A 17,289-nucleotide genomic window follows, 5' to 3' on the forward strand; every position below is an offset into this window, starting at 1 on the left:
TGATTCGATATCGGCAGTCCTGAGCATGGAGCGACCGCTTGACGATGATTTGCGCGAGTCCTGATCGAACGGACGATTCCTTTCCGAGTATCCGGAATATGGAAGCGATCGGCAGCCCACTGCCGGCCGGGCTTCCCGATCGGATCAGTCTCGGTTGGAGGTCGCGTCATGCAGGATTTCTCGAGGTCGCCTGAATTGGGCAAGGCGGCCAAAGGTGTTGCCGGGGCCGCTCAACCCAATCCGGGCGTGACCCGCCCGGGTGAATTCATTCACTATTACACCAATCTTCTCGGCCTGTTGGGACGTGAGCGCTCCGCGGCAGACATTCGTTCGATCGCGCAGGCGGCGAGCGAGTCGAGAGAGCGCGCAATCGACGGATTCGCCGCCCGACTGCGGGAACTCGAGACTGACTTCAGGCGCCAACGGACAGTCTCGGGAGATCGGCCGGAGCAGATGCCGAAAGCGTCGATGCGGGGCTGGGACCTGGCCAGGCTGGAGTCGATCCGGAACGCGCACGGCGGCGCATTGATCGCATTGTTCCACTTTGGCGAGCATCGTCAGGTGTTCACCGACCTGGCCTGCCTCGGCGTGCCCTATGTGGCACCCGTGGCCAAGCAGGCGTATTTCGACTGCTGTGAGACGCTGGGCCAGGGACCGGAGCCATTCAGGCACGCCATGTCCCTGCTCGAGGTCGAAGATTCCAGGGTTGGCCGCAAGTTGGTCGCCGGCGTGCGCCAGGGCCGCCTCGGACTGATCTATGTCGATGGCAACATGGGACCGGATGGCCATCTCGTGGAAGAGGGTGCCGTTCGCGTCGATTTCCTTGGCCGGCGCATCCGCGTCAAGGCCGGTATCGCGCGCCTGGCCCTCGGTCTTGCACTGCCGATAGTGCCGCTGTTTGCAACGGGCCACGATGATGCGGTTGTGGTTCGGCTGAATCCGGTGATCATGCGCCCGCCCCGGACCGGCGCGACGGCCGGGCCGCCTCCTGTAGCGGCCATCGCTTCGATCATGCAGTCGCTTTACGAGCAATTGGGCGACGAGGTGCTGCGAGCACCGCAGCAGTGGGAGTTCGCGTTCTGCTTTCACCGCTGGATCGAGGAATGCGAGCCTGCCGTCGCGGACCGGGACGTGGCCGAGTTGTCGGACGCGAATGGTGCGCTGGCAGTGGATCCGCAGCGAATCGCCGAGTATCGGCGTGATGGCGAAGTGTTCTGGATTCACGTCGGTCGGCAGCGGGCTTACCGACTTCCCGACTGGGCCGACGGCCTGTATGCGCGCCTCGATTCGAAGCGTCTTGGGATCGACGATTCGCTGGCGTACCTGCAGCGCAAGGGCGGTCCTCCCGATCAGACAAGAGCGCTCGTCAGCGGTTTGGTTCGGCTCGGCCTGCTTGCCCAGGTTCGGGGCGCGGCCTAGCCCGGACCACCAGGAACGTGCGAGAGACAAATGCCCAGTTCGTGGCGAACGGGTGCCAGCGCGATGGGCAGTGCCCTTCGTAGCGCGCGCAGGGCGCTGCCGTGCAAGCGCAAGGCGAGACGCCTTCCATGGAAGAGGACGCAATCGCGGCCCGAAGATTTCCGCCGCTTTGGCTCGCGGTATCGGTCGGTCGGGCCGTCTCGCCGCAGCGCAGCGGACGGATGCCGATTGCCGATGCCGGCGCGAAGTCGCGACAGCATCGGCAGTGCGATTGCTGCAGCGGCGGTGACGAGTCGGGCCGGGCGTCACGGTTGTCGGCGTGCCTGCCGATGATGCGGCCTGCTGCGCGACCGAGATCGATGCACAGCAACGAATCGTCCCGAGGTATCGGGATTTCCCTGGGCCCCTGTGGCCCGTCTTGCAAACCTGAGGAGTCACCCATGAACAAGAATCTCATCGAAGAAATGTCGATCACCGAACTTGAGCAGCGCGTCGAGTTCAGCTGCTGCGGCGGCGGCGGCGGTGGTGACGGCGACCCGTCGACCGGATGCCCCGAATTCACCTACTGCGATCCGCAGTAAGCGAACGCCGAAGGCGGGCCGGACGCCTGGCGTCCGGCCCGCCGCGTGCCCGGCGACCGGGTTCCCGGTCGCCGGCTTGCGGTCGCTGGCGACGGATCGGGTGCCTGTCGCGATCAGTTCGGTTCCGCGCAATGCGCGCCAATCGATGCGGACCGACAGGGTGCGTCGAGGTGGCGATCCGGTTCCGGTCCGCGCGATTGAAGCGTTGCACGGTCGGATCCCGTTGACGAGAGTGGGAAATGAGCGAGCGTCTCTATCAGATCAATCCGTCCCTGCGCGTTCAGGAATTCGACGACGCGGCGCTGACGACGCGCTGGCTCTATGAACTGGACGATGGCAGAGGTCGCGAGCAGCGTCTGCTGGTGTCGGCACCGATGCATCACCTGCTGACCGCGTACGCGCGCCCTCGGACCCTGGCCTGGACGGAGTCCGAACTTCAGGCCGAAGGCTGGCGCGAGTCCGATGGCCCGGCCTTGCAGGCACTCATCCACGAACGTTGTCTGCCCTGCCGGCTGCTGATTCCGTGCGGCGGCGAGGCGAGCGTGCGGCGCAATGCTCCCGAGCAGCCGCTGCGACCCGCATACATGAGTCTCATGTTGCCCGTGCTGGGCGCCGCCAGTGTCAATCGGGTGGCTCGTCACCTGCAGCATCTCTTCGCTCCGGTGCTGATGATACCGGGGGCAGTGGCCGTCCTCGTGGCGCTCGTGGCCCTCATGCAGGCGTTGTCCAGTGAAGGCCGGTTCGCGGCGGCCAGCTCCGCAGACGTGTTGCGTGCGTTGGCTCTGGGCATCGTCGGTGTCGTCGTGCACGAACTCGGTCATGCCGCTGCCGCCTGGCGCTCCGGCGCGCGCGGAGTGAGTATCGGGATCGGCTGGTACGTCTGCTTTCCGGTCGCCTACGCGGATCTGTCCGAAACCTGGCGAATGAGTCGGCGCGAGCGTGCACTGATCGACATCGCCGGGGTCTATCTGCAAGGACTCTGGATCGCCGGCTTGATGTTCTGGCACAGCGTCAGTGGGCACGCAGCATTGCTGGTGGCGGCGCTCGCCGGTGCGATATCGATCCTCTGGAACATGAACCCGTTTCTGCGCATGGATGGCTACTGGCTGGCCAGCGATCTGCTCGGTATCGCCAATCTGCGCGAGGCGGCGCGGTCTTCATTGGCAGCATCATGGAATCGTCTGCGGCGGCGACCGGTCATGGCTGGTCGGATCCGGTTCGGACCGCGAACAACGACTGCCCTTTTGGGTTATGGCGTTCTGAGCACGGCCTTCTTTGCCTGGATGGTCGTCGCCGCAGTCGACCATTTCGGCGAGGCGGCACTCGAGGCGCTGCCTCGGCTCGCGCAGGATCTGCGAACCAGTGCCTGGTCCCGGATCGGCATTGCCGACTTCTGGGTCCTGATCGGCAGTTTTCTCTGGCAGGTGTTCATGGTCGTCGTGCTTGGACGATTTCTGCAAGTGACCGCGAAACGCTGGTGGCGACGCTGGTCGAGAGGCGAGCCGTCCGCTTGATCGCATTGTCGTCCCGGCCCCGAGATGCACGACGCAGGCCTGATCGCCCGTCCCGGGAAAATGAATTCCGCATGAGTGCGACAATACCCCCGAGAACAGTTGCGGGGGTTAGGTTCGTGCCGAACAATCAGCCTGGAATCACCGGGCTCCTGACGAGTTGGCGAGAAGGCGATCGGAACGCCGAAAATACGCTGGTGGAATATCTCTATCCGGTCCTGCGCGGCCTGGTTGGCGTGCAACTGCGGCGAGCGCCGTCGGGGCTGACCCTGTCGGCAACCGAGCTGGTCAATGAAGCTTATATCCGCCTTGAGCAGCAGCGCGAGGTGGAGTGGAGGAATCGCGATCATTTCCTCGCGATCACCGCCACCGTGGTGCGCCGGGTGGTCGTCGATTACCTGCGCGAGCGCTCGGCCATGAAGCGAGGAGCGGGTCAGATCGCGGTGCAGTTCGACGAATTGAGTTCGGGGGACGTTCCGGCGGTCGGCGATCAGGTCGACTGGCTGGCGCTCGATCAGGCACTGACGCGACTTCAGGGGCTCGATGCCGACTGCGCGCGCGTCGTGGAACTGCGCCTTTTTGCGGGATTGGGTGTGGAGCGCATTGCGCAGGTTTGCGGCAGTTCGGTTGCCACCGTCGGACGCCAATGGCGGTTTGCACGCAACTGGCTGGCCGACCAATTGGACCTGACGATTCGTGACCGCTAGCGCAAGGCTCCGCCGTCTCCAGGATCTATTTGCCCAGGCGCTCGAACTGCCGCCGGAACAGCGCGTGAAATGGCTTGATGCGCTTGATTCGTCGGAACCCGGGACGATGGGCGAGCTGCGCAGATTGCTCGCGCGCGAAGAACAGGCGGCGTCGATTCCCGATGGCGTGCCGGTCGGCCTGCTCGCGTCGGCCTTGTCGGAAATGAAGCAAACCCCGGTTCATGCCACGGCGGGAGGCTTCATCCTGCACGAAGAACTCGGGCGTGGCGGCATGGGCTGCGTCTTTCGAGGTGTGCGCGTGTGCGCAGGTGCGCGTCAGGAAGCCGCCATCAAGATCCTGCGCCCTGAACTGCGCCATGGCGCGGCGATCGAGCGGTTTCTGATCGAGCGACGCATGCTCGCGCGGCTCGAGCATCCGGGGATCGCCAGATTGCTAGACGCCGGGGAAACGGCAGACGGAACACCCTTCGTCGCCATGGAGCTGATCCGCGGACAACCGCTGCTCGAGTATTGCGCGCAGAAGCGCCTTGGGATCACGGAACGCATTGGTGTGTTCCGGCAACTGGTCGCCGCGGTGATGCACGCCCACCGGGCCCTGGTCGTTCACCGTGATATCAAGCCATCGAATGTCATGGTCGATGCCGATGGTCGCGTTCGCCTCCTTGACTTCGGTATCGCCAAGGGACTGGTCGAGGAGGGCGACTCGACGATCACGGCCAATCGCTACTTCACGCCCGCCTACGCTGCTCCCGAGCAGCTGACAGGCGGGCCGATTACCGTGGCTTGCGATGTCTATTCCCTTGGCGCGCTTCTGTACGAGCTGCTTTGCGGCTCGCCGCCCTTTCGCATGGCGGGGATGCGCGCCGCCGACATCGAGCGGCTGATCCTCGCCACGCCGCCGCGCCCGATGGAGCAGGCTTTCGTAGCCACGCAAGCGCAAGGCACTCCGCAAATTTCCGCCGAGAACCGGCGTCAGTGGCGTCGAACATTGCGTGGCGAGCTGGAAAGCATCGTGCAATGCGCCTTGCGCAAGGAACCGGACGCGCGATATGCAACGGCGGCTGCGCTGGATGAGGATCTGCAGAAATGGCTCGAGAAGCGACCGGTCAGCGCGGCGGGCGCTCAATGGCATTATCGGGTCCGAAAATTCATTCGACGCAACATCGCGATCACTTCCGCCGCGGCCACGGTGATCGCCAGCACCGGAATTGCGCTCGTGCTGGTCGTGCAACAGGGCGTTGTGGCGAATCGCGAACGGGATCGGGCGCGCGAAGCGCTGAGGGCGCTTGGCGATGCATTCGTGGCGGCGGATCCAACCGGCCTGTCCGGCGGTGAAGTCAGTGCCCGTAGCATTCTCGATGCGGCAAGCCGACGAATCTCCGCGCACGTGGCCCGGCGCCCGGAGGTTTATGCGGAGCTCGCGGCCGAGGTGGGCAGCGTGCAGCTCGCGCTCGGCGTCGTCGATGCCGATGACACTTCGATGGCCCAGGCGCTGCAATGGGCAGAGGGTGAAGAGGGCCAGGAAGCGCTGGCCTGGCGCCTTTCATTGCTGCGGGCCCGGCGGCTGGTCGCGCAGCACGCATTCGACCAGGCCGATGCGGCGCTGATCGAACTCGAGCGCAAGCGCCCAACCGATGCCCTGGTCAGGCTGACGCGCGGAAAGTACTGGATGGCGCGGAGCGAGCCGTCCGCTGCGATTCCATTCCTGACCGATGTCGTGGCCGCTTTTCCGGACGATGTCACCCAGGTCGACCGCGTTGATGCGCAGTGGCAACTGGCCGAGGCGCAGCGTCTCGGCGGTAACCCGGCAGCGGCGCTTGGCACGCTCGACGCGCTCTCGACCCAGCTGGCCCGGGTCGTCGATTCGCGTCATGGGACGGTCCTGCTGACGCGCTTGCGTCGCGTCGATGCCCTGCTCGACCTCGGACGAGTCGATGAAGCGACCGCGCAAGCGCAGACGCTTTCGGTGCAGATCGAATCGACCTTTGGGCGTAAGTCATCGGTGACCGCCTTGACCTATTCGACACTGGCCCTGGCCCTGGTTCGAGCCGGGCGCTACCGCGAATCCATCGAACCCTACCGCAGCGCGGCGACTGCCTATGCCGAGAGCCTCGGCAGCAACCACGTCACGACCGCACGATCCTATTTTAATCTGGCTCTCATGCAGAACTATGTCGATCCGTACAACCCGGAAAGCGCCACCGGCTACCGGCGGGCGATCGCCTCGGCCAGCGTGGCCCGTGACCCCTCAGACCCATTGGTGACGTTTTTCCGGATCGAATACGCGAAGTCCCTGCTCAAACGAGGTGAGAAGTCGGCAGCGCGGGAGGTGCTTCTACCCGAGAATGTCGTGCCGGATCTCGATTCGGCCGGTCCGGATATCGCAGCGGCCTATCGCGAACAACTGGCGCTCTCGTTCGGATCGCTGGTCTGTCCGCCTGCGCCATCGGCAAGGTCGGCCAATGCCCCGGTTACCCAGGCGGACCGCGCCGCATCGCTAACTTGTGCGGCTGATCTGCCGAAAGTTGACCCGTCATGATCGATTCGGCCTCCGGCTTACGAGTACAGGAAGAGCTCGAACCCGGACACTCGCGGGAGGCGCGAATTGCTTCATGCCGATCCGGGCACGCCCGCTCCTGTCGTCCCGGCCGGTTGTTCCCAAACCCGAATGGAGGTTCTGCAATGAATTCATGCGTTCAGTCATTGGCCGCGCTGGCGTTCCTGGCCATCTTCGCGGCTCCGTCGCCTTCACGCGCCCAGCCTCCCGTCTGCCCGGTCGTCAAATGCACGCCGGAGGAATTTCCTGTGCGCCCGAAAGTCTATGAATGCCCAAAATTGCAGCCAGTGGGTGCGCCCATCGAGGCAATACTCGATTGCACTTCAATCCGCCCGCATTCCGTCAGGTGCCGGGCTTTTCCAGTCGAGGTTGAGAGTACTTGCGGGGGATCCGGTACCAACCTCATCTATGAGTGGTCGGTACGGGTCGGCATGTCGACCTATCCGTATCCGCCGAGCTACGACAATACGATCTCGGTGAGTTGCATGGCCCTGGAGGGCGTCAACGTCGACGTCAAGGTTTGGAACGGCGGGTACTCGAGCAACGCGCATTTCGGCATGCGCTGCGGTGACGAGCCGAACTGAGTTGCGAGCGCAGCGAAAGCGTCATGCAGGCCTCGATTTCTCGCACCTGCGACCATGACCGGCCGAATCCTCGAATGGCTGTCCCTGAATCCGCAGATGTGGCCTGACCCGCCGGTCGCGCGGGTCGTCGTCGTGTGATCAGGCAGGCTGGACTTGTGCGGGCTGGACCAACTCGGGATTCTCTGCACATTCGCGGTGTGCACAGGTGCAGGTGTCGTGGCCACTGGCGGCCATTTCGCGGCAATGGTCGCTGCAGAATTCCTGCTCTGCGGTGACCTGGCAAATGCATGGGCGGTGTGCACAAGGTTGCAGATGGTCGATTTGCATGGTCGGTCTCCCTGGAAGCCAGGCGTTCTTTTTGCATCCTCCTGCCTGAACCTGCCCCATCGCTGTGCCGGGCCAGGGCCGGACGAAGCGGGTGCGGTCGTTGCCGAGTTGTGACGCAGTTCCGTGAACGAACGCGTCGAGGCAATATGCCGTGCTGCCCCCCGGAACAGGATATGGGATCATTGAAGGCTTGCAAACTTGTGCCGTGTCCGGGGGGAGACGAGCATGACCGCAGTCGAGGTCAGCGAAGGCGAAATCCGGCGTCGACAGGACCGACGTCTGAAGACTCGCGTCTTCGATACCTATGCGCGCTCCTCGGTCGGTGGATTTCTTTATCTTATCGCGTGGTTTCCACTGGCAATCGCCACGCACCTGCATGTCCGCCACCCCTGGATCGTGCTTGCGCTGACCGTGCTGTTCGTGATCGCAGCGGTCCTGCGCAGGCTGACCCGACCCTCGCGGGATGATCCAGAAGCGCAGATGCGGTGGATCAACCGATATGCCTGCATCGCCCTTTCGAGTATCGCGATCTGGGCCGGTATCCAGGTCTGGGTCCTCGCCGACCCGCTCGTGCCGCCGCTGGTCAAGAGTGCGTCGTTGTTCGGAACGATTGCATTTTCCACGGTGCTGGTTCACCTCTATACCAGCATCCTGCGTTTGACCGTGATCGGCATCGCCCTGTTGATCATCCCGTCCGGCCTCGTGCTCTGGTCGGACCCGCAATTGCACATACTCGCATTGACCCTGACCCTCTATTCCGGATACCTCGGCGCCGCCGCATTCCGCTCGCGCAGCGACTACCGGCGTCGACTCGATGTCGACGAGGCGCTGGTCGAGCAGCGCGATCGCTACGAGGAACTGAGCAGGACCGATTCGCTGACCGGCTTGCGCAACCGGCGCAGTTTCAGCGAAGCATTGAACGAGCAGGTTCGCGAAGCGCAATGGCTGTCCGGGGCAGGGGTTGCGCTGGCCCTGCTCGACATCGATCATTTCAAGTCGATCAACGACCGCCATGGCCACGTCATTGGCGACGAGGTGCTTCGCCACCTCGCCGAGCGCCTCAGGGCAGCGTTCCCCGAGCCCGACGTCGTCGTTGCCCGGACCGGCGGCGAAGAGTTCGGACTCATCCTGCGCGACTACGACGAGATTTCGACCATGATCCGAACCGATACATTCCGCGAGGCCCTGGAAGCCGAGCCCGTCGTCTGCGCAGGCATCGCGGTGCCGGTGTCGGTCAGCATCGGCGTCGGCAGCTTCCATGCCGAACGCGACATCAACGACGATGGATTCTACGGAGCCGTCGACGTCGCCCTGTACGCGGCCAAGCAGCAGGGGCGCAATCGGGTCGTCTCGGTGAGCATGCTCGAGCCGGGCCTGATCGCGCGCCGCAGCATGGGTCGCGTGACCAAGCCAGTGCAGCCTTCGCAGGCTCGTCCAGGGATGCCCCGGGATGCTTGAACTGATCGGATTCGACGGCGACGACACGCTCTGGCAAAGCCAGGACTTCTACGACGCCGCACAGGCCGAGTTCGAACGCATCGTCGGCGCCTATGTTGATCTCGCCGACGTCCGCGTCCATGAACGCCTGCTGGCGGTGGAGACCAGGAATATCCAGGCCTTCGGCTATGGGGCCAAGGGCATGACCCTGTCGATGATCGAGGCCGCCTTCGAGATCACCGGCGGGCTGATCAGTTCCGGTGACCTGCACCGCCTCGTCGGCATCGGCAAGGAAGTGCTTGCCCACCCGGTGAACCTGCTGCCGGGTATCCGCGAGGCCGTGGAAGACGTCGCGCGTCGGTATCGAATCGTCCTCATCACCAAGGGTGACCTGATCCACCAGCAGGCCAAGGTCCGCCGTTCCGATCTCGGCGATCTCTTCCATCGAATCGAGATCGTTTCGGAAAAGGACCCGGAGGCCTACGCCCGTGTCCTCGAGGAGTGCAACGTGCAGGCCGCCGCGTTCGCCATGGTCGGCAATTCGCTGCGTTCCGATATCGCACCGGTGGTCGAACTCGGTGGCTGGGGTGTCTACATGCCCTACCACTCGACCTGGTCCCTGGAGACCAATCCGGATTTTGCCGTGGACAATCCGCGCGTCGTCCAGATCAATACGGCCAGTTCGATCCCCGCCGCGCTCGAGCGTCTTGGTACCCCGTGAGCCGATGACCGGCATCGGTTTTGCCCACCATCCTTGCCTCCGGCATACCGCCGGCAGGGCTTCTGGCGAGCCCTTGCCGACGGTTCTGGCGGGGCGCCTGCCGGTTACGGGTGACGCGTTGTCGACGCGTACAGCGGTGCGTGCTTCGCATCGGTGACGTTGTCATTGGAGTGGGCCCCGAGCGCCGCGACGCCCCGATGGCGGGACGGATAGGTGGCCAGTTCTTCGCGGTCGACCACGCCGTCGCGGTTGTAGTCAATCGAGGAGTACGTCATGTTGCCGACCACTCCAGGCGTCAGGTCCGACGCCTCGCTGAAGGCCATCACCGAGACGATGGCCAAGGTCACGGCGAACGCTCGATTGGCAATGCGGGGAAGCATCATTGGCGACTCCGTCGTGATGCCGCAGGATCGGCGGCTGTCGGACCTCAATCTGCCACCTGGCCTCCTGCTGGCTGGTGAACATGGAGCTGAACGGGCCGGGCGTTCAGTAAGATGTCACGAAGCTGGCCCGGCGCGCAGGACACGCGCTCGCGGTTGGGCAGGCCTGGCAAGCGACCTCGCCGCATGCCCGGTCCGCAGGCGGCGGGTCGAGCTTGCGCGTCGACCCGCCACCGTTCCGGATCAGTGCTTGTCGTCCTTGCGCATGTCGTGATCCATGCTCATCCACGACACGTATTCGTCCTTCGAAAGCTTGCCGTCGCTGTTGGTGTCGATCCGCGCGAAGTCCTGACCCAAGGTGGGGTAGGGCACCAGTTCCTCCTTGGACAGGTAACCATCGCGATTGCTGTCGGCATCGGTCCATTCGGGTGCTGAGGCCTGGTGCCCGGACATGTCGTCCGCCGCGGCGTTTGCCGAGACTGCCGCGAAAACAAGGGTGGATGCGAGCAAGCTCATCAGATGTCGGAAGTTCATTGGGGACTCCTTTTGTGAGGGGTGACGCTGCACGGTTTCAGCGCCACACGGGCAACCCTGACCCGAGCCACGTGGCTGGCCGATGAATTTCCGCGATTCGCTGATCGAGGATTCAGCGCTTCGACAGCAAGGCGGTCTTGCTCGGGAAGACCTGGGTGTCGGGACTGCGTCGATGAGTGCCCGCTGTATGGGGAATCCACGAACCGCTGCATGACAGGATCGGTTCACGGAGCGAACTTGATCCTGTTCATGCGCCTGAAGAGCGAAGAAGGCGCCAGCGGAAAAAGCAATTTGAGGCGGAGCGCAGGCGTCATCCCGTTACCGCAAACCCAGTGGAGAAAAGCGCAATGACCCTTTCAACAATACTACTGATTGTTTTCATCATCTTGCTCATCGGCGCCTTGCCGACCTGGGGCTACAGTCGAAGCTGGGGCTACGGGCCCAGTGGCGGCCTGGGCCTTGTCGTCGCCATCATCCTGATCCTGTTGCTGATGGGAAGGATCTAGGGAAGGTCTGAACGAATGGCGCAATCGTCATCGCGTTCAGAAGGCTAGCCACAGGTGCTGCGTGGCGACTTCAAGGCTGGTGCCTTGGCGAGTCGCGCGGTGCCTGTGGCGGGCCTTCTGCAGGTCCCCCTTGTTCCATTGAGTCGATTGCCGGGGTGGTACCTGCTTGGGTTGCGTCGACTTCAACGACCGCCCGTCTGCCTGCGTCGGCGTGCGGCGATCTGCACGCGGGCAAGTGTCGTGACGGTTGTGCCACTCGTTCATGCCCTCCCTGGACCCGTCCCCCGTCCTTCGCAATGTGGGAAGGCTCAGCGAGCACGGACTTCGCGCAGGGTGGGCATTCCCAATTCGGGCGTCTGCATGCAATAGCCATTCGGACGCGCATGAAAAAAGCCGGAGGTGCATGGCACTTCCGGCTTTTCCATTGTTGCGCTCGGGGCAGCGAATCGTGGCCTGGCGGGATCCAGACGCGCGTCGGGCCACCACGGTTTCAGGCGGCGCGGGCAACCTGTCCGGCGACGTCCTCGACGCGCTGGCGCGCATCGTCCATCGAAGGATAGAACTCCAGAGTCGGCTGGGCATCGGCGTCGCGCGAAGACCACCAGGTCAGCGCGTAGTTGCCATCCGGCCACGGCCCCGAAATGCCGGCGAATGGCACGTCGTCGATGAGGGCGACGGACAGGACGCCGTCGTAGCGGATTTCCCATCCAATGAAGGAGCCGTTGGTGTCGGCCTTGCGCGATCCGAAGCTGAAGATGCTGCCCATGATGATGTTCTCCTTGAATGGGAAACTTGCTCTTGGTAGGTGTTGAGCAAGCCCTGTGCCAAGAACGGCCCGGTTCCATGCGCTGATGCCCGTTGCCTGCCGGAATTGTGGGGCAGATCACAAACTTCGCACTCCAGGCTGAACACTTTCCACTAATCCAATGCTTTGCTGTGCCGCTTTGACCCTGCCTGGGCGCCGCCTGGCACGGCAATCTGGCAAGCCTGGACAAATCCCGTCGGTCGACCGCCACGGCCGGAGCAAGCGGCTTCGCCGAATCGTGTCGGAGATTGCCAAATCCGCTCCCGCGCGCTGCCGCTCGTGCCGTGCCGACGGCCGGCCGGTCGCCGCCGGCGAGGCTGTCCAGGAGAAGGGACCCGTGTCCAGGAGATGAACGCTGGCGTGAAGACAAGTGTTCGCAAACGGACACATGGAACCCAAGCTGCTCGCGTCGCTTTCGAATAAAGACCGGATATTCAGACAGTTATCGATTCCGTGAGTGGTTGGCACAGCTCATGCTGAACAGGGGGCATGGATATCGCCCGCCCCGAACTCAAGATACGCAAGCGTCGTCGCCAGTGGCTGGTCGGCGGCGTCGTCCTCCTCCTCGTACTGGCCGCCGCGGCCGGTCTCATGGCGCTCGGCCCGGCCATGCCCTCGGTCGAACGCAGCAGCGTGCTGGTCGATACCGTCAAGCGCGGCGAGCTGCTGCGCGAGGTGCGCGGACCCGGCACCCTCGTGCCGAAGGAGATTCGCTGGATCGCCGCGGAAACCTCGGCCCGGGTCGAACGCGTCCTGGTCAAGCCGGGCGCCGCCGTGGAGCCGGATACGGTCATCCTCGAGCTGAGCAATCCGGAAGTCGATGACCAGCTGCTGGCGGCCAAGGCCGCCCTGACCGCGGCGCAATCCGACCTCGCCGCGCGTCGCACCGACTTGAAGTCGCGCCTGCTCGACCAGCAGGCCGCCGAGGCCCAGGCAAGAACCGACTACGAGACGGCGCGCATGCAGGCCGAGTCGGAGAAGACCGTGGCGGAGAAGGGCATCATTCCCGCGGTGCAGTACAAGAAGAGCCTGGTCGTACTCGAGCAGCTCAAGTACCGCGTCGAGATCGAACGCCAGCGGGTCGCCGAATTCGAGCGCAACATCACCGCGCAGCTGGCCGCCGAGCAGGCGCGCCTCGACCAGTTGGCCAACACCCGCGACTTGCGCCAGCGCCAGGCCGACGCGCTCCAGGTCCGCGCGGGCATCGCCGGCGTGCTGCAGCGCGTGCCGGTCGAGGAAGGTCAGCAGGTCGACGCCGGCGCCAATCTGGCCCGCGTCGCCCGACCGGGCGATCTGATGGCCGAGTTGCGCATCGCCGAAACCCAGGCCAAGGATGTCGTCATCGGCCAGCCGGCGCGGATCGACACCCGCAACGGCATCGTCGCCGGCAAGGTCCTGCGCGTGGATCCGGCCGTGCAGAACGGCACCGTGCAGGTCGATGTCGAGCTCGAAGGTGCGCTGCCGGCCGGCGCCCGTCCCGATCTTTCGGTCGACGGCACGATCGAGATCGAGCGCCTGGCCGACGTGCTGTATGTCGGGCGCCCGGCATTCGGTCAACCGGAATCGGAAGTCCGCCTGTTCAAGGTGGATGCCGACAACGTGGCCAGCCGCGTGCCGGTGCAGCTGGGCCGAAGTTCGGTCAACCTGATCGAGGTGCGCAATGGCCTGCAGGTCGGCGATCGCGTGATCCTTTCCGACACCAGCGCCTACGACCAGAGCGACAAGCTTCGACTGGACTGACATGAAACGGACATCAATCAATGAAGAACCACTGTAGGAAGCGGCTTCAGCCGCGATGTCTATGCATCAAATGATGACAAGCATCGCGGCTGAAGCCGCTTCCTACAGAAAGCGTGACACCACTCGCTATTTGAATCGCAGGGCCGATTGACATGAACGAACGCAACGACTCGCTGATCCATCTCGACAACATCCAGAAGGTGTTCCTGACCGATGAGGTCGAGACGCATGCGCTGGCCGGCGTCCACATCGACATTGCCCGAGGTGAGTACGTGTCGATCACCGGCCCTTCGGGCTGCGGAAAATCCACCCTGCTGGCGATCCTGGGCCTGCTCGATACACCGACCGAGGGGCGCTATACCCTGAACGGACGCCAGGTCGCGGACATCGGCGCGAGCGAACGCGCGGCCATCCGCAACCAGGAGATCGGCTTCGTCTTCCAGGCCTTCAACCTGATCGGCGACCTCACCGTGTTCGAGAATGTCGAACTGCCGCTGACCTATCGCGACGGCACGACCAAGGCCGAACGTCGCGAGCGCGCCGTCGCCGCACTCGAGCGGGTCGGCATGGCACACCGCGTCAAGCACTATCCGGCGCAGCTTTCCGGTGGCCAGCAGCAGCGTGTGGCGGTCGCCCGCGCACTCGTCGGCGCGCCTTCGATCCTGCTTGCCGACGAACCGACCGGCAACCTCGATTCGAAGAACGGCGAGGCGGTCATGGCCCTGCTCGACGAGCTGCACAAGTCCGGTTCGACCATCTGCATGGTCACCCACGACCCGCGCTATGCCGATTTCGCCGGCCGCAAGATCTTCATGTTCGACGGTCGCGTGGTCGACGAGGAAACCATGCATCGGCTGCGCCACGAGGAAGACCAGCGGCTGCTGCGACCGCTGGCCGAGCGGGCCGCTGCGCGCATCGCGATCGACGGCGGCTCGGCGTGAGCGCAAGGATCGAAGGCCGGCGCGGGATGCCTGCGTCATGAGCTGGCTACAGGACCTGCGCTTTGCCGCGCGCAGCCTGCGCGCACATATGGGGACGACGGTCTTCGCCGTGGGCACGCTCGCCCTCGGTCTGGGCGCCGCGGTTGCGATCTACGCGATCGTCGATGCCGTATTGCTGCGCGAACTCCCCTATCCGGACGCCGATCGCCTTGTCCAGGTCGATGAGCTGGCCGGGGATGGCCATGCGATGCGCGTCGCCTGGCCGAACTATGCCGACCTCAGCGCAGGCCTTGCCGTGATCGAAGCCGCTTCGTACTACGCTGCGGTCAGTGGGCCGCTCACACGCGGCGGCGCCATGCAGCGCGCGACAACGGTGTACGCAGGCGGAGACTTCTTCCGCGTACTCGGCGTCTCCGCGGAACTCGGTCGGACCTTCGATGCGCGGACCCGGGAGCGTGTCGTCGTGGTCTCGCACGGGCTCTGGCAGGGCCTGTTGCAAGGACGTGCCGACGTACTCGGCAGCGCGCTGTCGATCGACGGTGAGCCGGCGACGATCATCGGGGTCATGCCGCCCACGTTCGCTTTTCCGGAGAAGGCGGCAGCCTGGGTACCCTTCACGGACGACCCCGGAAGCTCGCGCTCGGCGCACAACTGGTCGATGCTGGCTCGTCTTCGCAAGGACGCCCCGCTCGCCGAGGCGAGACTCGCCGCCTCGGCGCTTGCCGCCAGTCTGTCGCGCCAGTACGGCGAGCAGACCGATGCGGCCGGCTTCGACCTGGTGCCGCTGCGCGATGCGCTCGCCGCACCGGTACGCCAGCCGCTGCTGCTGCTCGCCGCGGGCACTGCGTTCCTATTGCTGATCGCGGTCACCAATGCAGCCAACCTGCTGCTCGCCCTGAATGCGTCGCGCAGCCGCGAGCTCGCCGTGCGCGCGGCCCTCGGGGCCAGCGGCCTTCGCATTGCGCGCCAGGTCTTCCTCGAAGGATTGCTGATCGCAACAGTCGCTGGCGTGGCTGCCCTTGGCCTCGCCATGCTCTCGATACGCCTGCTCGTGCACGGCGGCGAGGTCCAGTTGCCCCGCCTGGGCGAGATCGTCGTCGGGCCGGCCGCGCTGGTGTTCGTCATGGTCGCTGCGCTGTCGATTGCCGTCGTCACGACCCTGGCCGTGCTCGGGTCGCGCCGGCGTCGTTCGACGACGCTGGCCCTGCGCGAGAGCGCCCGGGGCCAGTCGCCAGGACGGTCCCAACTCGCCTTGCGTGCCGCCCTGCTGGTCGGCCAGACCGCGCTGACGACGGCCTTGCTGGTGGGGGTCGGGCTGCTTGGGCGCAGCTTCATGGCACTGCTCGACATCGACCCAGGCTACCAGGCCGAGAGCGCCATGACCGTGCAGCTCTCGCGCCCGCGAACGCGCGATCCCGACACTGCATTCGACAATGCGCGACACTTCGAGGAAGTCATTCGCGAAGTCCAGGCATTACCCGGCGTGGAATCCGTCGGCGGGGTCAGCAGTCTGCCGCTCGACGGCGGAACGAATGGTGCGTTCTGGGATGGCGGCGTCAGCGATTTCGCGAATTCACCGAAGCCGATCGGCTACGCCGAGTTTCGCGTCGCCAGCGGCGGCTACTTCGCCGCGGCCGGCATTCCGCTGCTCGCCGGGCGCACCTTCGACGAACGCGATCGTGCCGATGGCAATCACGTCGCCCTGATCAGTGCCGCTGCCGCGCGGGCGACCTGGGGCGATGCCGATCCGATCGGTCGACGCATCCAGTTCGGCAACATGGACGGCGACCTGCGCGCGCTGACCGTCATCGGTGTCGTTGGCGATGTGCACGAAAGCCGTCTCGATCGAGCGCCGATGGGTGCGGTCTATGTCGACCTCGAGCAGCGCCCGCTCGCCGCCGCCGACTTCAACCTGATCGTGCGCTCCAGCCTCGGACTGCCGGCTCTGGCCCCGAGCCTGCGCACACTACTGGAGAAGCATGCCGGGGAAATGCCGTACGCGCTGGCACCGCTGGCGGACCTGCGTTCCAATGCCCTGGCCGAGCGTCGGGTCAGCCTGGTCCTGCTGGCGGCCTTCGCCACGATTGCGCTGGCCCTCGCGGTCGGAGGCCTGTACGGACTCATGGCCTTTTCGGTTGGCCAGCGCCGGCACGAGTTCGCCTTGCGCCAGGCCCTCGGTGCCGATCGCGGACGGGTCGTGCGGCTCGTCCTGCGCAGCGGCTTGACGATCGGTGCCTGCGGGATACTCGCCGGCCTGGTCCTGGCCCTGGTCGGTTCGCGCCTGGCCACGAGCCAGCTCTACGGCATCGCCGGCAACGATCCACCGACCCTTGTCGGCGTCGCGGTGCTCCTGCTGGGCACCCTGCTGCTCGCCTGCCTGCTGCCGGCGCGACGCGCCAGCGCCATTGCCCCGGGCGAAGCGCTCCAATGAGGCGGTCGATACGCACTCCATGCGCACACGCCATTTCCGTCCCTGGAGAATTCGCGCCGGGGCATCCGCAATCTCGCCTGCTGAAGCCGAAACATCCCGGAGACGAGC

General features: G+C 65.0%; 16 protein-coding genes. 12 read left to right on the plus strand and 4 right to left on the minus strand.

Annotation, left to right across the window (positions count from 1 at the left end):
* Positions 1-168 precede the first annotated feature (168 nt).
* The 4 genes from BM125_RS15410 (at position 169) to BM125_RS20300 (ending at position 4,218) form a co-directional block, all read left to right on the plus strand.
* The gene (locus BM125_RS15410; RefSeq protein WP_139225050.1) at positions 169-1,419 is read left to right on the plus strand and encodes an LpxL/LpxP family acyltransferase; all 1,251 of its coding nucleotides are present in this window, start codon (positions 169-171) and stop codon (positions 1,417-1,419) included.
* A 440-nt stretch (positions 1,420-1,859) separates the two neighbouring features.
* A complete protein-coding gene (locus BM125_RS20290; RefSeq protein ID WP_175498122.1) occupies positions 1,860-2,000 on the plus strand; it encodes a hypothetical protein in 141 nt (46 codons plus the stop codon).
* Positions 2,001-2,239: 239 nt separating this feature from the next.
* Entirely contained in the window at positions 2,240-3,514 is a 1,275-nt protein-coding gene (locus BM125_RS20295; protein ID WP_175498123.1) for a zinc metalloprotease, read from the plus strand.
* A gap of 116 nt (positions 3,515-3,630) precedes the next feature.
* Positions 3,631-4,218, plus strand: a complete 588-nt coding sequence (locus BM125_RS20300) for an ECF-type sigma factor (RefSeq protein ID WP_175498124.1) — start codon at positions 3,631-3,633, stop codon at positions 4,216-4,218.
* Between the two features lie 25 nt (positions 4,219-4,243).
* Here BM125_RS20300 and BM125_RS20715 read toward each other — a convergent pair whose 3' ends face one another.
* On the minus strand, positions 4,244-4,633 hold the full coding sequence (locus BM125_RS20715; RefSeq protein ID WP_245778947.1) for a hypothetical protein: 390 nt from the start codon (positions 4,631-4,633) through the stop codon (positions 4,244-4,246).
* Here BM125_RS20715 and BM125_RS15425 point away from each other — a divergent pair.
* The 4 genes from BM125_RS15425 (at position 4,517) to BM125_RS15440 (ending at position 9,844) form a co-directional block, all read left to right on the plus strand.
* Positions 4,517-6,757 (plus strand): serine/threonine-protein kinase, encoded by a 2,241-nt coding sequence (locus BM125_RS15425; protein WP_245778946.1) that lies wholly within the window; start codon positions 4,517-4,519, stop codon positions 6,755-6,757. The two genes, BM125_RS20715 and BM125_RS15425, sit on opposite strands and share 117 nt — an antisense overlap.
* 449 nt (positions 6,758-7,206) lie before the next feature.
* On the plus strand, positions 7,207-7,359 hold the full coding sequence (locus tag BM125_RS20305; RefSeq protein WP_175498125.1) for a hypothetical protein: 153 nt from the start codon (positions 7,207-7,209) through the stop codon (positions 7,357-7,359).
* A gap of 552 nt (positions 7,360-7,911) precedes the next feature.
* Positions 7,912-9,144: a GGDEF domain-containing protein gene (locus BM125_RS15435; RefSeq protein ID WP_092409591.1), complete on the plus strand. Its 1,233-nt coding sequence runs from the start codon at positions 7,912-7,914 to the stop codon at positions 9,142-9,144.
* A complete protein-coding gene (locus BM125_RS15440; protein ID WP_092409593.1) occupies positions 9,137-9,844 on the plus strand; it encodes an HAD family hydrolase in 708 nt (235 codons plus the stop codon). Before BM125_RS15435 ends, BM125_RS15440 begins: the two co-directional genes overlap by 8 nt.
* Before the next feature lie 104 nt (positions 9,845-9,948).
* Here the strand turns inward: BM125_RS15440 and BM125_RS15445 are convergent, their stop codons facing one another.
* Both BM125_RS15445 and BM125_RS15450 read right to left on the minus strand, forming a co-directional pair.
* Positions 9,949-10,224: a hypothetical protein gene (locus BM125_RS15445; protein ID WP_139225053.1), complete on the minus strand. Its 276-nt coding sequence runs from the start codon at positions 10,222-10,224 to the stop codon at positions 9,949-9,951.
* 243 nt (positions 10,225-10,467) lie between these two features.
* Positions 10,468-10,758, minus strand: a complete 291-nt coding sequence (locus BM125_RS15450) for an EF-hand domain-containing protein (protein WP_092409597.1) — start codon at positions 10,756-10,758, stop codon at positions 10,468-10,470.
* Positions 10,759-11,105: 347 nt separating this feature from the next.
* On the opposite strand from BM125_RS15450, the gene BM125_RS15455 reads away from it, so the two are divergent.
* On the plus strand, positions 11,106-11,264 hold the full coding sequence (locus tag BM125_RS15455) for a DUF3309 domain-containing protein (protein ID WP_092409599.1): 159 nt from the start codon (positions 11,106-11,108) through the stop codon (positions 11,262-11,264).
* Between the two features lie 490 nt (positions 11,265-11,754).
* Here BM125_RS15455 and BM125_RS15460 read toward each other — a convergent pair whose 3' ends face one another.
* Positions 11,755-12,030 carry a hypothetical protein gene (locus tag BM125_RS15460; RefSeq protein ID WP_092409601.1) on the minus strand — a complete coding sequence of 92 codons (276 nt, stop codon included), beginning with the start codon at positions 12,028-12,030 and terminating at the stop codon, positions 11,755-11,757.
* A gap of 528 nt (positions 12,031-12,558) precedes the next feature.
* Here BM125_RS15460 and BM125_RS15465 point away from each other — a divergent pair.
* From BM125_RS15465 to BM125_RS15475, 3 genes are all read left to right on the plus strand, one after another.
* A complete protein-coding gene (locus BM125_RS15465) occupies positions 12,559-13,809 on the plus strand; it encodes an efflux RND transporter periplasmic adaptor subunit (protein WP_092409603.1) in 1,251 nt (416 codons plus the stop codon).
* 152 nt (positions 13,810-13,961) lie between these two features.
* The gene (locus BM125_RS15470; protein ID WP_092409605.1) at positions 13,962-14,750 is read left to right on the plus strand and encodes an ABC transporter ATP-binding protein; all 789 of its coding nucleotides are present in this window, start codon (positions 13,962-13,964) and stop codon (positions 14,748-14,750) included.
* A gap of 37 nt (positions 14,751-14,787) precedes the next feature.
* The gene (locus BM125_RS15475; protein ID WP_175498126.1) at positions 14,788-17,181 is read left to right on the plus strand and encodes an ADOP family duplicated permease; all 2,394 of its coding nucleotides are present in this window, start codon (positions 14,788-14,790) and stop codon (positions 17,179-17,181) included.
* The last annotated feature ends 108 nt before the right edge of the window (positions 17,182-17,289 follow it).

It is taken from the genome of Dokdonella immobilis (genome assembly GCF_900115085.1).
Taxonomy (GTDB): Bacteria; Pseudomonadota; Gammaproteobacteria; order Xanthomonadales; family Rhodanobacteraceae; genus Dokdonella; species Dokdonella immobilis.